Origin of the sequence: Sporomusa rhizae, from assembly GCF_041428845.1 — a bacterium.
GTDB classification, from domain to species: domain Bacteria; phylum Bacillota; class Negativicutes; order Sporomusales; family Sporomusaceae; genus Sporomusa; species Sporomusa rhizae.
In genome coordinates, this window is sequence record NZ_CP156925.1 from 4,329,302 (window position 1) to 4,343,070 (window position 13,769).

Here is a 13,769-nt window from a genome sequence, read left to right on the forward strand (position 1 = left end):
CTACTTACTATACATTGCCCGGAAGCTAGGAACCAAACAGATTCTTGATGGCCACACCAGTATAGTAGTGGGTCAATATTTGGCGAAAATTGCGATTCTCTTTCGCTTGACCATTAGCGCCGTATTGGCATAAACCTACCCCATGCCCATAGCCGATGGTTTTAAATATCAATTTATCTCCGGCAGATTCGATCTGGAAATTAGCAGAACGCAGTTCTAATTTTTGCCTGACTTCAAGGCCGGTCATTGTTTTGGACCCTATGCGCACTTTATTTACACGCCCCGAGTCAGTATAATCGATAATACTCGTAATCCCCGCACCACTACCGCTCTGTGCGGCTGCCACAATTCCGGCGTCATCTCCCAGGCGGGCTTCCAGCTCTGTCAGTGTTATCTCTTTGGTATCCTGATAGCGGGGCGATTTTTTATCCCAAGAACACGACACACTGATTAAATAGGGATAATCAAAACCCCAAACTTCTTTTGCACTGGCTGTCCGTTCACCGCTCGTAGAATGAAATACAGCGTTAATTGGCTCTCCATTGTAGGTAAGAATTAGACCACGGGTCTGATCAACAGCACGGCTGACTTTACTCCAGTATTTGGCGTAATTTTCGCCCCATTTTATTTTTAACTTTGTTTCATCCAGCCAGGCCTGGCTATCGTTATGATCGGTAGACACATCCGCACCAGGATGCTCGGCAGAACCGGTACCGCCAAATACAGCCATATGTTTTACAGCATAGGTACGAGCCGCCACGGCTTGCGCTTTTAAGGCTTCCAGTTCGAATTCGGCAGGCATTTCGGCGGCAACAACCCCCTTGATATAATCTTCCAGATTCATTGAAACAATCTGATTTATTTCATGCATATACACTTTAATTGTAATATCTTCACCACGATGTACTTCCGACCCGTTAATAACCACAGGCTCCCGTTTCCAATCGTAAATACCCAGTATTACTGCTGATGGAATAGCAATAACCGCCGCTATTACTACTATTATACCGTACAGTATTACGTATCTCACAATCTCACCTCTTGCCTGCACACTCTGTGCCAATATGCCAAAGTTATAATTCATACTATGCGAACAAGCCCTGGTATATGATTGAAACAGTACCAGCCCCAAAATACAGAAATAGGAAGCGGGATTGCCAGACTTAGTAGTATTGATCTTGCAAACATTCAATACTACTAAGTCAAACAATCCCGCTTATTCTCCGCAGCATAAGTATATGTTATTTTGTGGCGTATTAAACCTATAGTTACTTTAATTATTAGTTCAACCTACGCGTTCGATATCTGCACCAATACCACGGAACTTTTCTACTAAACGGTCATAGCCGCGATCAATATGATGAATATAGCCAATTTCGGTTTGCCCCTCTGCTACCAGACCAGCAAGTACTAACGCCGCGCCAGCTCTCAAATCGGTAGCTTTGACCGGACAACCGGTAAGTGTTGCTACCCCTTCTACCACAGCACTGCGCCCGTCAATCTTGATTGAGGCACCCATCCGTTTTAGCTCATCAACATGCATAAACCGATTCTCAAATACGGTTTCACTTACAATGCTTGTCCCCTGAGCAATTGTCATCAGAGCCATAAACTGAGCCTGCATATCTGTCGGAAAACCAGGATATGGCAGTGTTTTGATATCAACCGACTTGACTATACCAGTGCCGCGTACCCGAACGCCATTGATATCTTCTTCAATAATAACGCCGGCTTCTTTTAACTTGGCAATAACCGGCTTTAGATGTTCCGTGAGAGCGTTCTCTACATAAACGTCTCCACCAGTCATGGCAGCAGCTACCATATAAGTCCCTGCCTCAATTCGGTCTGGAATAACGCAATGAGAAGCACCCTTCAGTTCTTTTACGCCTTCAATTCTGATCATCTTTGTACCGGCACCACGAATATTAGCACCCATGTGATTAAGCATATTAGCCAAATCAACAATCTCTGGCTCTTCGGCCGGGTTTTCGATAATTGTCTGACCGTTAGCCATACTTGCTGCCATCATGATGTTTTCGGTTGCCCCAACACTTGGAAAATCCAGATAAATTCTGGCTCCCTTCAGACCGTGAGGCGCTCTGGCTTCAATAAAACCATGCCCCATAATAATTTCCGCACCTAACGCTTCAAAGCCCTTTAAGTGCAAATCAATTGGTCGTGTGCCAATGGCGCAGCCGCCGGGCAGAGAAATCTTAGAACAGCCTTCACGGGCCAAAAGCGGTCCCATGACCAAAAATGACGCCCGCATTTTCCGTACGAGTTCATACGGAGCCTCACAGGACGTTATCTTGCTGCTGTCAACATATAACGTTCCGGGTTCAATTTTTACCGCTGCACCTAAATGCTCAAGCACCTCGGCTATTGTGCGGACATCCTCTAAATCTGGTATCTCTTCCAGGGTGCTGGGAGTTGTGCCCAGCAGTGTTGCCGTAATAACCGGCAATACAGCATTCTTGGCGCCACTGACTTTTACTGTGCCAAAAAGACGGTTGCCCCCTCGAACAATTAATTTTTCCACAAAATTTCCTCCCACCACAGCGGTAAGTTTCATGCACATTTTTCCTAGAATAGTTTATCATTACCGTGGTAGCTAAGCAAGAGCCCTAATACCTATAATATCATTAAATAAAGCCGTTATGTTCATTTTTGCCAGTATTTAGGCACGTTATTCAATGTAAATTATGGTGATACAAGAAAATACACAAAAAATAATATTTTTTTATACAAAAATATTTTTCAACTGAGCCATAGCAGCAGCAAACGACTTTATTTATCATTCCTTATTCAAGTAATACTATTTGTTAAATAAGAAAACCAGCTAACGCGGTCCTTTGGTATTGAATACATCCGAAATTCGGCACTCAAATCCATTAACCTTTTTTTCCCGGCTTTATACTGGCAATATATGTTCTTTTTCATACTGCTCTATTTCCGCAAACCCGTAATATTCCTCCTGCCTCATCCTCAGAAAACTTATACTTACTTATCTTAAAAGTAAAAGCAGCAGGCAAAAGCCTGCTGCTCTATAATTACATTTTGTGTTCAGAAACCTTAAGGCGCATCATTGCCCGTTTTAAGGCTACTTCTGCACGTTCTACATCAATTTCAGGTGTACTGCCTTTTAAACGACCCTCGGCCCGTTCTTTGGCTGCTGCGGCGCGTTTAACATCAATTTCTTCCGGCTTTTCTGCACAGCTTGCCAATATCGTGATCTTTTGCGGGCGTACTTCAATAAAACCGCCACACAGGGATAACTGCTGCTCCCCCTCATCTTTCATGATGCGGAGCGGCCAAATATCCAAACCGGCAATCAATGGAGCATGACCGGGAAGAATGCCCAGATCGCCGTCAGTAGCTCTGGCAATCACCATATTGACATCTTCGGAATACACCATCCGATCAGGAGTAACAATATCTAGCCGAATTTTATTGGCCATATATTATTCCCCCTTCATCTGTTGAGCCTTTTCCACTGCCTCGTCAATAGTTCCTACCATATAGAAGGCCGTTTCCGGCAGTTCGTCATGTTTGCCGCTTAAAATCTCTTTAAAGCCGCGGATCGTTTCCTTGAGCGACACATATTTACCAGGAGTACCGGTAAAGGCTTCCGCTACGAAGAATGGCTGGCTCAAGAATCTTTGAATTTTACGGGCGCGGGAAACTGTCAGCTTATCTTCATCAGACAATTCTTCCATACCTAAAATGGCGATAATGTCCTGAAGTTCTTTATAACGCTGAAGAACTTCCTGAACGCCACGGGCTACTTGGTAGTGCTCTTCCCCAAGAACATGCGGATCAAGAATCCGTGAAGTTGAATCCAGTGGATCCACCGCTGGGTAAATACCAAGCTCGGAAATCTGACGGGACAGAACCGTAGTGGCATCCAAGTGAGCAAATGTTGCTGCCGGAGCCGGGTCAGTCAAATCGTCGGCAGGCACATATACGGCCTGAACTGAAGTGATAGAACCTTTTTTAGTAGAGGTAATACGTTCCTGCAGAGCACCAACGTCAGTGCTCAGCGTCGGCTGATAACCAACCGCGGAAGGCATCCGGCCTAACAGTGCCGAAACCTCGGAACCGGCCTGGATAAAACGAAAAATGTTATCAACGAACAACAGTACGTCCTGACCGCCAACATCACGGAAATACTCAGCCATTGTGAGGCCGGTAAGACCTACGCGCATACGTGCTCCGGGCGGTTCATTCATTTGACCATAAACAAGCGCGGTCTTATCGATAACGCCTGATTCAATCATTTCGTTCCATAAGTCATTACCTTCACGAGTACGTTCGCCTACACCGGCAAATACCGAGTAGCCGCCATGCTCGGTGGCAATGTTACGTATTAATTCCATAATTAATACGGTTTTACCTACGCCGGCGCCGCCGAACAAGCCGATTTTACCGCCAAGAGCGTAAGGTGCAATCAAGTCTACAACCTTGATGCCAGTTTCCAAAATTTGCGTTGATGTTGACTGGTCTTCAAAGGCAGGAGCCGGACGATGGATTGGCCAAAACTCTTCTGCTTTAACCGCCTCAGGATTATTGTCAACAGCTTCTCCTAGCACATTGAATACCCGGCCTAGTGTACCTTTACCAACAGGAATTTTAATAGGCGCCCCGGTATCAACTGCCTTCATGCCGCGAGTAAGACCGTCAGTGGAGGACATGGCAACACAACGAACAGTGTTGTCACCAAGATGTTGCATTACTTCTGCAGTCAGCTTAACATGAACGTCAGCGACTGTTTCATCCACTGTAACAGCATTATAAATGGCAGGCAGTTTTTCCGGGGGGAACTCAACGTCAATAACAGGACCGATAACTTGAATAATTCTACCGATATTCACGGGGTTTCCCCTCCTTAACTTCTTGAACCCTTTCTACTTAAGCGCCTCGGCGCCGCCCACAATCTCGGATATTTCCCGGGTAATGGTGGCCTGACGAACTTTGTTGTAGTTTAAGGTCAGTTTGGAAATGAGTTCTTGCGCATTATCCGTGGCCGAGCCCATAGCAGTCATTCTGGCACCCAGTTCACTGGCAGCCGACTGCAATAGTGCACCATAGATGACGGTTTCCAGATAGCGCGGCAGTAAGAGACTCAATACTTCATTAGCTGACGGCTCAAATATATACTCAGTTTGAGGAGTATCTTCCCCTTCACCCATTCCGGCTACCGGCAGCAATTTAATCGTTGTCGGCTTTTGATTAATTGGCGAATAAAAGTGAGTATATGTCAGATAGATTTCATCATAATCACCGGCAGCAAACTTATTGGCCATCAGTTCTGCCAGCATAACAGCATCCTGATAGGCCGGCTTTTCAGAAAAGCCGGTGTATTCATCGTCAATTGTATAGCCCCGCCGTTTGAAATAATCCCGGGCCTTTCGCCCGACTGTAACTAAGCGGGCATTATCTTTACCGCGTATCAGCGGCAAAACTTCTTTTATCAGGTTAGACGAATAGGCTCCGGCCAAACCTTTGTCAGCACTAAGTACAAGATAACCTACCTGCTTTACTTCCCGTACTTCCAGTAATGGGTGAGAAGCGTCACGGGCATTGGCTGCGACACTTGCCAAAACCTCACGAATCTTTCCGGTATAAGGCTTGCTGGCAATAGCCCGTTCCTGCGCACGGCGCAGCCGGGCAGCCGCTACCATCTTCATAGCCTTAGTTATCTGTTGAATGTTTTTTACGCTTCTTATACGACGGCGGATATCCCTGGCGCTAGCCATGTATTATCACCTCGCCGCTTCAACTTTGACAAAAGTGTCTTTAAATTCTTTAATGGCTTTTTTAAGAGCCGCTTCTGTCTCACTATCAATATTTTTCTTTTCTCTGATGGTTTTAGCCACTTCGGCGTAATTGCTGCGCATGAACTTCAAGAGATCCTGCTCAAACTTGGTTACGTCCTCAATTGCCACATCATCAAGATAGCCGTTAATACCGCTGAAGATAACGATAACTTGCTCTTCAACAGGCATTGGTACATATTGCGGTTGCTTTAAGATTTCCATCATGCGTTGACCACGGTCAAGCTGGGCTTTGGTTGCTTTATCAAGATCAGAACCGAACTGGGCGAAAGCTGCCAGCTCACGGTATTGAGCAAGATCAAGACGCAGACGGCCTGCAACCTGTTTCATGGCCTTGATTTGTGCCGAGCCGCCTACGCGGGATACGGACAAACCAGCATTAATAGCCGGACGAATACCTGAATAGAATAACTCGCCTTCCAGGAATATCTGTCCATCAGTAATGGAAATAACGTTTGTTGGAATATACGCAGATACGTCGCCTGCCAAAGTCTCAATAATCGGCAGTGCGGTAATGGAACCGCCACCCAATTCACTCGATATTTTGGCTGCCCGTTCTAACAGACGGGAATGTAAGTAGAATACGTCGCCTGGATATGCTTCACGTCCGGGAGGACGGCGAAGTAAAAGCGACATGGCGCGGTAGGCCATGGCGTGTTTGGACAAGTCGTCATACACGCACAGTACGGCGCCGCCTTTATACATAAAGTATTCGCCCATGGATACGCCGGCGTAAGGTGCCAGGTACTGCAGCGGAGCACTGTCGGAAGCGGTTGCAGCAACAACAATGGTATATTCCATAGCGCCTGCTTCTTCCAGTGTCTTAACTACCCGGGCTACTGTAGATGCTTTTTGGCCGATAGCTACGTAAATACAAATTACGCCCTGGCCTTTTTGGTTGATGATGGTATCAACAGCAATTGCTGTTTTACCGGTACCGCGGTCACCGATAATCAGCTCGCGCTGACCACGGCCGATCGGCACCATGGAGTCAATAGCCTTGATACCGGTTTGCAGCGGCTCTTTAACTGACTGTCTGTCAGCAATCCCCGGTGCACGGTATTCAACCGGCCGGAACTCGGTGGTGTTAATTGGTCCTTTGCCGTCAATCGGCTGGCCAATGGCGTTAACAACGCGTCCAACCATGGCTTCGCCGACAGGAACCTGCATGATACGGCCTGTACGGCGCACTGTGTCGCCTTCCTTGATTTCAATCTCGCCGCCTAGTAAAACTGCGCCGACATTGTCTTCTTCAAGATTCAGAACCATACCAAATACTTCATGTGGAAATTCTAATAATTCGCCGGCCATAGCTTTTTCCAAGCCGTGGATCCGGGCGATACCGTCGCCTACTTCAATAACAGTACCAACATCATCAACATTGAGGTCTACCTGATAATGCTCAATCTGTTGTTTAATGATGGCTGTTATTTCTTCTGGCCTCATTTTCATACTTCGTTTTTCACCCCAATCATAGAGTAGACTTAGCTTCAGGTGTGGTGACAACCACAGCTGAAGGTTAGTCGCCCTTATCCAGGGACTTAGCTGGTCTTAACTCCTACTTATCTAAGTAGGAGTTTTAGAGCAGGTTAGTCATCGGATAAAGTCTACAGCAGACGTCTTACAGATAAGCCGTCTATACGTAAAATACTGAGACTACACAGCAGTGGCTTGGTTAGTCAAAAGCGCGGTTTTCAGCGCTTTAAGCTGCCGGGATACGCTGCCGTCAATCAGTTTATCGCCAATTTTGACAACAACACCGCCAAGCAGTTCTTGGTCTATAGTTGTCTTCAAGACAATATTTTTACCGGTAACTTGGCTTAGTTTGGCCGCCAAAGACTCTAGCTGCGCTGCACTAAGCTCCTTTGCGGTAAATACTTCGGCCTCAGCAATATTTCTGGCTTCGTTTGCCAGATGTATATACTCGCGGATTATGGCCGGAAGTGCTGGCTCACGCCGTTTATCAATGAGAAGCTGTAAAAAATTCAGGACAAACTCATCCAGGTCTTCGGCAAAAATTTGCTTGACCGTTTCCTTTTTTGCTGGCGCCGGTACCAATGGGTGATACATAAGAGTAGCCAAATCCTCATGGCCGGCAATTGTTGTTTCTACCAGTTTAAGCTGCTGTTCCACTGTGTCCAGCATAGCTTTTTCAGTAGCAATCTCGTATATGGCCTGAGCATATTTCAGCGCTAACTGATTTGTTAGCATGGCAGACCACCTATTTTCTTGCCATCCAAATTACCGATGAATTCATCTACAATCTTGGCATTAGCCTGTTCGTCGATGTTCTGGGCAATTATTTTTGAAGCAGCGGCAACAGCCAGGGTGACAACTTCGCCTTTAAGCTCGGCCACAGCCCGCTCACGCTCCCGCGCAATTTCTTCCTGGGTGGCTTTTAAGAGCCGTGCACTTTCTTCACGGGCCTCTTTCATAATTTCTTCCTTGGTTTGTTCAGCCAGCTTGGCGGCCTTTTCAACAATAGCTTGGGCCTGGGCACGGGCATCGGCCAGTTGGGCAAGGTATTCCTGCTTGAGTTTCTCAGCAGCTTGCTTTTCCTGTTCAGCAGTTTCCAGACTGTCAGCGATTTTGGCCTGCCGGTCAGCCAGCGCCTGCATTAGCGGTTTGTATGCTACTTTAGTTAAGATAGCAACAAGTATAAGGAAATTTATAATTTGCGCTATAAGCGTCGCATTCAATTCAACCAATTGAGGGCCCCTCCTCTTTCCGGCGTATAAGGGGAGCGCTGGCAGAAAATAGCTTGTCCTGCCAGTCGCCCGATAACGCGTAGATTACTTAATGAACGGATTGGCAAATACAAGAACGATAGCAATAACCGCAGCGATAATAGGAATCGACTCGATCAAGCCTACCGAAATAAGCATGTTAACAAGTATAGTTCCCTTTGCTTCCGGCTGTCTTGCCATACCCTCAATTGCTTTACCGGTTACGGCACCGTCACCAATACCGGCACCAATAGCGGCGAGTCCAATCGCCAAACCGGCTCCAATCGCAGAGGCTGCAATAATAATAGCTTGTTCCACAAAAAACTCCTCCTTTAATTCTGTTCAATAATGAGTAACTGATTTTTCAAAAAAGTTTAGTGATGATCGTCCTTTACCGAGTTAGATAAATACGACATGGACAGCATGGTAAATATAAATGCCTGTACAACGCCGACAAACACGCTAAAGGCCAACCACGCGGTGGGTACAACATACGGCACAAGCATACCCAAAATAATCAGCAGGATTTCCCCTGCCAGAATATTGCCGAATAAACGGAAAGATAGGGTAATCGGCTTGGCCAATTCTTCGATAATATTAATGATGACAAATGGGATGTATGGTTCAAAAAAATGCTTCAGATACCTTACAGGTCCCTTATTCATCATGCCGAGAATATGTACCAGGATAACCACCATCAAAGCCAGGCCTAATGTTGTGTTAATATCATTGGTCGGTGAGGTAAATCCCGGCACCAGACCCAATTCGTTGCCCACAACAAGGAACAAGAACAGCGTAATGATTAAAGGCGCTAATTTTCGTCCCTTCGGCCCCATGGTATTATCAATCTGGTCCAACAAGGCGGTTACTGCCATCTCCAGGAAATTCTGCCAGCCACGAGGTACTATTTCAACCCGGCGAGTAGCAAGGATTGCCAGGAAAATAACAATTGCCATACTCAGCCATGTCATATATAAAGTGTCGAGATTGAAGGTCAGTCCGGCCAAATGCGCCAGCTTATGACTACCAATCTCATGGCCTCCTCCACCATGTCCCATACTTTCATTTTCACTTCCTTTCTTTAGTTAGTTTTGGTTGCCTAAATTTGATATTAGTTCGAAAACCACAAAATACACGGCATTTAGCACTAATACTATGTGAAGTGAGAATAGTCCCACTACTGCCGCCCAAAAATCAATACCGGGCACTTTCACCGATAATACAAGCATAGCTATCATAAAACCAAAGCGAAGCACCCAGCCTGCGCGCATAGAAGCCAAAGCTTTGTCTGGCGGCAGTTCGGCGCTTTTTTTTACCCGGCGGCATAGGAGCAAGAAGTATAATACACTGCTTGTCCAGCCTACTAACAAGCCGGGGATAAAGAACACTTTGTCTGATAGGAAAGCGCTAATGGTCAAAAACACCCCTAACGCTAACAGGTGAAGTAACGTCTTTTGCACTTGGCCGACGTAATTATCAGCAAAACCAGCTTTAAACACAATACTATCCTTTATTACTAACTATTTTTTTGTAGGTAGACCACAAGCCCGCGAGCATGCCAAGTACAATACCTACTATGGTAAACCATGGCGCAGAACCTAAATAATTGTCAGCAAAGCGTCCTATGAATAACCCCACAGCTACCGTTGCAGCCATGTTCAGGCCAATCGTTCCTGCCAAGCTAAAGGCTGACCATACCCCGTCTTCTTTCTTAGGCATAAACTCACCTCGTATAACGCCAAATAGCCATACTTGCTATTATAACCAATAGACTACGAGATATTATTTAAGAAAGTAAAAATCAAGCCCTAAAAGACAGTAGGGATTCTGCTGTTACCCCACTCATGGGCGTTGAAAAAAGTCGATATTTGGGAGATATTCTATGACGAAGAGTAAAATCCTTCTAATGCTACAGAAAACATCAAAGAATTTAATAAATTGTACAATTTGTAAAGTTTTTGTTAAGAATTCCCTGTTAAAAACTCATTTGGCCGTGTAAGGTATAACCCGTATTTATATAAAGTAGCTTCAACAATCCGTTTAGACGCTTTGCCATCTCCATAAGGATTTACAGCATTGGCTATGCGGTCATACTCTGCTTTATTAACCAATAATTCTTTTGTCTCACTATAAACACGTTCGCGGTCAGTACCAATCAGCTTAACTGTACCGGCAGCCACCGCTTCAGGCCGTTCTGTCGTATCACGCAACACTAAAACCGGCTTACCGAGCGCAGGGGCTTCTTCCTGAATGCCGCCCGAATCAGTCAGTATTAAATATGATCTCGCCATCAGATTAGCAAACGGCTGGTAATCCAGCGGGTCAATGAGATGCACGCGATCCAGTCCCCCTAATTCCGCTTTTACGACTTGGCGCACCAACGGATTCTTATGCACGGGGAATACGATCTCAACCTCAGCAAAATTTGTAACTACGTCTTTCAGTGCCTGATAGACATGCCGCATAGGTTCGCCCAGATTTTCCCGGCGATGTGTGGTGACTAAAATAACCTTGCGGTTTTTATAGTCAATGTTTCTCAGTAATGGATCAGTAAACTCATACCCGTCATCTACCGTAACTTTCAGTGCATCTATTACGGTATTGCCGGTAACAAAGATTGATGCCAGGTCATTATTTTCCTTAAGCAGGTTTTGCTTAGCTGTAGCAGTTGGCGCAAAATGGATATCGGTTAATGCCCCTGTCAGCTTGCGATTCATTTCTTCCGGAAACGGCGATAGTTTATTGCCGGTTCTGAGACCTGCTTCGACGTGACCGACGGCTATCTGATGATAATAGGCGGCCAAGGCCCCGGCGAACGTAGTTGTAGTATCACCATGGACAAAAACAATATCTGGCTTTTCTTGCGCCAGCACTTGATTTAACCCTTGCATCGCCCGGCAGGTGATATCAAATAGTGTTTGCCCCTGACTCATAATATCAAGATCATAGTCAGGTGTAATCTTAAACAGATTGAGTACTTGGTCAAGCATCTCCCGGTGCTGGGCAGTAACCGCCACCACCGGCGTTATGTATTCAGGATATTTAGTCAGTTCCAGAACTACTGGTGCCATTTTTATTGCTTCAGGCCTCGTGCCGAAGACAGTCATAACTTTAATGCGGGACATTAGAAAACTGCTCCTTTCATTGGCAATCATGGTAATTTTCCGTTTTTCACCTGATAAATACAAGGCGGGCAAAAATTGCCCGCCCGTCACTAACAAAAGAATTGCCTATAATCGACCATCAAAATCAATGGGTTTTAACCGAATCACTGCTTTTCAATACACCGTCATTATTACTCAATACACCGATTTTTCTAGCGCCAAATAAGGCTACGGCAATAATTGCCAACAAAATGAAAGCAGCATACAGTCTGCTCACCTCTGTCAGTGCAATAGCGCTGACGCCTAAGCAACCGCTAATAACATACATCAAGAGCACTGCTTGTTTTTGCGTTAAACCCATGGCCAGAAGCCGGTGATGTAAATGACCTTTGTCCGGTTTGAAAATCGGGCGGCCGCTCATATAACGGCGAATAATAGCGAAAGCCGTATCCATGATCGGTAATCCCAACGCGACTATCGGCACTACCAGCGCTATGGTAGCCGCGCTCTTAACCGTTCCCAATATGGAGACCGCTGCCAGCATATAACCTAAAAACATGCTGCCGGTATCTCCCATGAAGATTTTAGCCGGATTAAAGTTATGCTGAAGGAATCCGAGCGCACTGCCTGCCAACGCCGCTGTTAGAATAGCTACAGTCCAGAAATTCTGTTGCAGAGCCACCAGCAGGATGGTAACCGAAGCAATTGTCGATACACCGGCTGCCAGCCCGTCCAGTCCGTCAATCAGGTTAACGGTATTTGTCAGGCTAACCACCCACATAATTGTAAGCGGTATTGATAAATAATTTACATAAATCATATCCCCGAACGGATTTGTCAGCCACTCGATACGAATATCAAAAAGAATAAGCACAGCGGCAGCCACAATTTGTCCGAGTAATTTTGTTTTGGCTGATAATTGTTTAATATCGTCAATTACACCGACAGCCAAAATAACAGTACCACCTAATAACAGACCCATAATTTCATGGCTGATATGCATACTGGAAAACACAGCCAGTACAAAGCCAAAATATATCGCTAAGCCGCCCATACGGGGGGTTGGAATAGTATGCACCTTGCGAGCGTCAGGAGCATCCAGCGCTCCCGCCTTGATGGCCAATTCCTTAACACGCGGGGTGATAAAGTAAGCTGCTGCCAAGGCAACAGTAAAAGCCACTAAATATGATTGCATATACTAACACCTCTTTTCTACGCAACACTCATTGTACCTCAACTCTATAAAAGTTGTCAATTAGCGTTAAGTAGTCCTATAGTCCTGTATGGTTATTATTTTCATTACCAATAACTATATGCGTCCAATACCTTTAGTATTACTCATTTTGTCGCCTTACTGCGCCTAAAAACGTATTATTTGCAATACCCTTTTCGTTTAAGCTTGTCTACATGGGAAGCAACCAGTTCCGGAATGTTTACGGCATACCGCTCAGCCAAAATATACATCATAGTGAAACAGCATTGAGCCACATCCAATAGTTCTAAGGCAGCTCCCCGATTGACTGCATCGGCAGTCAGGCAGGAACGCTCGCCAGATGCAGCGGCATGTTTGCCGAGGAATTGAGTAAGTTCGCCTAATTCTTCCTGAATTTTGCACACAGTGGTAAGCAGGGTAACTTCGTTTAAGTTCAAATGTGGCAGACTGATCGACTTATAATTCCCGCCATAGTTATTTTTGACTGTTGCAATCTGGTAGCTCTGGTTATTATCGTATGCATATTGTTTTTCAGCAAGCTTGGCAAGGTGTTCCCCTATCAAGCTGTCGGCATCTATGCCGAAGTTATCTTCCATAACAAAAATCATCGTAACGCAAGTTTGCGCCACATCTAAAAGTTCTTCTTTGACATCGTTAAGCAGAAGGATGGCTGCCGGCTGCTTCGCAAGTTCCGCCGGACTTAATTTATCCCAAGGGATAAATTTCAATACAGCCCGTGCTAATTCTCCAGCTTCCTCCATAGCTTTGAGCAGAGTAGAATCAAGCGTTGGCTTAAGATTATTTAATTTTGGCAGATAAATGGCTTCCAGCATACATAACTCCCTAAATAAAAGCAGGTCCGGCATCTCGGCAGTCGAGAGCCAAACCAGCC

The 13,769-nt window shown here is 45.6% G+C and carries 15 protein-coding genes; all 15 read right to left on the bottom strand.

Annotated features, from left to right (window positions below):
• Positions 1-25: 25 nt before the first annotated feature.
• The gene (gene spoIID, locus SRRS_RS20455) at positions 26-1,030 is read right to left on the bottom strand and encodes a stage II sporulation protein D (protein ID WP_371363148.1); all 1,005 of its coding nucleotides are present in this window, start codon (positions 1,028-1,030) and stop codon (positions 26-28) included.
• 255 nt (positions 1,031-1,285) lie between these two features.
• Positions 1,286-2,539, bottom strand: coding sequence for a UDP-N-acetylglucosamine 1-carboxyvinyltransferase (gene murA / locus SRRS_RS20460; protein ID WP_371363149.1), 1,254 nt, complete (start codon positions 2,537-2,539; stop codon positions 1,286-1,288).
• A 511-nt stretch (positions 2,540-3,050) separates the two neighbouring features.
• The gene (locus tag SRRS_RS20465) at positions 3,051-3,458 is read right to left on the bottom strand and encodes a F0F1 ATP synthase subunit epsilon (protein ID WP_371363150.1); all 408 of its coding nucleotides are present in this window, start codon (positions 3,456-3,458) and stop codon (positions 3,051-3,053) included.
• 3 nt (positions 3,459-3,461) lie between these two features.
• Positions 3,462-4,871 (bottom strand): F0F1 ATP synthase subunit beta, encoded by a 1,410-nt coding sequence (gene atpD / locus SRRS_RS20470; RefSeq protein WP_371363151.1) that lies wholly within the window; start codon positions 4,869-4,871, stop codon positions 3,462-3,464.
• A 33-nt stretch (positions 4,872-4,904) separates the two neighbouring features.
• Entirely contained in the window at positions 4,905-5,756 is an 852-nt protein-coding gene (gene atpG / locus SRRS_RS20475; protein WP_371363153.1) for an ATP synthase F1 subunit gamma, read from the bottom strand.
• Positions 5,757-5,762: 6 nt separating this feature from the next.
• Complete coding sequence (atpA, locus tag SRRS_RS20480; protein ID WP_371363154.1) at positions 5,763-7,286, bottom strand: F0F1 ATP synthase subunit alpha; 1,524 nt, start codon at positions 7,284-7,286, stop codon at positions 5,763-5,765.
• Positions 7,287-7,490: 204 nt separating this feature from the next.
• Positions 7,491-8,045, bottom strand: a complete 555-nt coding sequence (gene atpH, locus SRRS_RS20485; protein ID WP_371363155.1) for an ATP synthase F1 subunit delta — start codon at positions 8,043-8,045, stop codon at positions 7,491-7,493.
• Positions 8,039-8,542: a F0F1 ATP synthase subunit B gene (gene atpF, locus SRRS_RS20490; protein WP_371363156.1), complete on the bottom strand. Its 504-nt coding sequence runs from the start codon at positions 8,540-8,542 to the stop codon at positions 8,039-8,041. The genes atpH and atpF overlap by 7 nt, the downstream gene beginning before the upstream one ends.
• Positions 8,543-8,626: 84 nt before the next feature.
• Positions 8,627-8,878: a F0F1 ATP synthase subunit C gene (atpE, locus tag SRRS_RS20495; RefSeq protein ID WP_371363157.1), complete on the bottom strand. Its 252-nt coding sequence runs from the start codon at positions 8,876-8,878 to the stop codon at positions 8,627-8,629.
• Positions 8,879-8,934: 56 nt separating this feature from the next.
• On the bottom strand, positions 8,935-9,618 hold the full coding sequence (gene atpB, locus SRRS_RS20500) for a F0F1 ATP synthase subunit A (protein ID WP_371363158.1): 684 nt from the start codon (positions 9,616-9,618) through the stop codon (positions 8,935-8,937).
• A 27-nt stretch (positions 9,619-9,645) separates the two neighbouring features.
• Complete coding sequence (locus tag SRRS_RS20505; RefSeq protein ID WP_371363159.1) at positions 9,646-10,059, bottom strand: ATP synthase subunit I; 414 nt, start codon at positions 10,057-10,059, stop codon at positions 9,646-9,648.
• Between the two features lie 4 nt (positions 10,060-10,063).
• Entirely contained in the window at positions 10,064-10,279 is a 216-nt protein-coding gene (locus SRRS_RS20510; RefSeq protein ID WP_371363160.1) for an AtpZ/AtpI family protein, read from the bottom strand.
• A gap of 242 nt (positions 10,280-10,521) precedes the next feature.
• Entirely contained in the window at positions 10,522-11,685 is a 1,164-nt protein-coding gene (gene wecB, locus SRRS_RS20515) for a non-hydrolyzing UDP-N-acetylglucosamine 2-epimerase (protein WP_371363162.1), read from the bottom strand.
• A gap of 124 nt (positions 11,686-11,809) precedes the next feature.
• Positions 11,810-12,859 carry a glycosyltransferase family 4 protein gene (locus SRRS_RS20520; RefSeq protein WP_371363163.1) on the bottom strand — a complete coding sequence of 350 codons (1,050 nt, stop codon included), beginning with the start codon at positions 12,857-12,859 and terminating at the stop codon, positions 11,810-11,812.
• A gap of 176 nt (positions 12,860-13,035) precedes the next feature.
• Complete coding sequence (locus tag SRRS_RS20525; protein ID WP_371363164.1) at positions 13,036-13,710, bottom strand: nucleotide pyrophosphohydrolase; 675 nt, start codon at positions 13,708-13,710, stop codon at positions 13,036-13,038.
• Positions 13,711-13,769 lie beyond the last annotated feature (59 nt).

Excerpts from the sequence above, each read along its gene's own strand:
- SRRS_RS20465 (WP_371363150.1), bottom strand. The coding sequence starts at position 3,458 with ATGGCCAATAAAATTCGGCTAGATATTGTTACTCCTGATCGGATGGTG.
- atpG (WP_371363153.1), bottom strand. The coding sequence starts at position 5,756 with ATGGCTAGCGCCAGGGATATCCGCCGTCGTATAAGAAGCGTAAAAAAC.
- atpA (WP_371363154.1), bottom strand. The coding sequence starts at position 7,286 with ATGAAAATGAGGCCAGAAGAAATAACAGCCATCATTAAACAACAGATT.
- atpH (WP_371363155.1), bottom strand. The coding sequence starts at position 8,045 with ATGCTAACAAATCAGTTAGCGCTGAAATATGCTCAGGCCATATACGAG.
- atpB (WP_371363158.1), bottom strand. The coding sequence starts at position 9,618 with ATGGGACATGGTGGAGGAGGCCATGAGATTGGTAGTCATAAGCTGGCG.
- SRRS_RS20510 (WP_371363160.1), bottom strand. The coding sequence starts at position 10,279 with ATGCCTAAGAAAGAAGACGGGGTATGGTCAGCCTTTAGCTTGGCAGGA.
- wecB (WP_371363162.1), bottom strand. The coding sequence starts at position 11,685 with ATGTCCCGCATTAAAGTTATGACTGTCTTCGGCACGAGGCCTGAAGCA.
- SRRS_RS20520 (WP_371363163.1), bottom strand. The coding sequence starts at position 12,859 with ATGCAATCATATTTAGTGGCTTTTACTGTTGCCTTGGCAGCAGCTTAC.
- SRRS_RS20525 (WP_371363164.1), bottom strand. The coding sequence starts at position 13,710 with ATGCTGGAAGCCATTTATCTGCCAAAATTAAATAATCTTAAGCCAACG.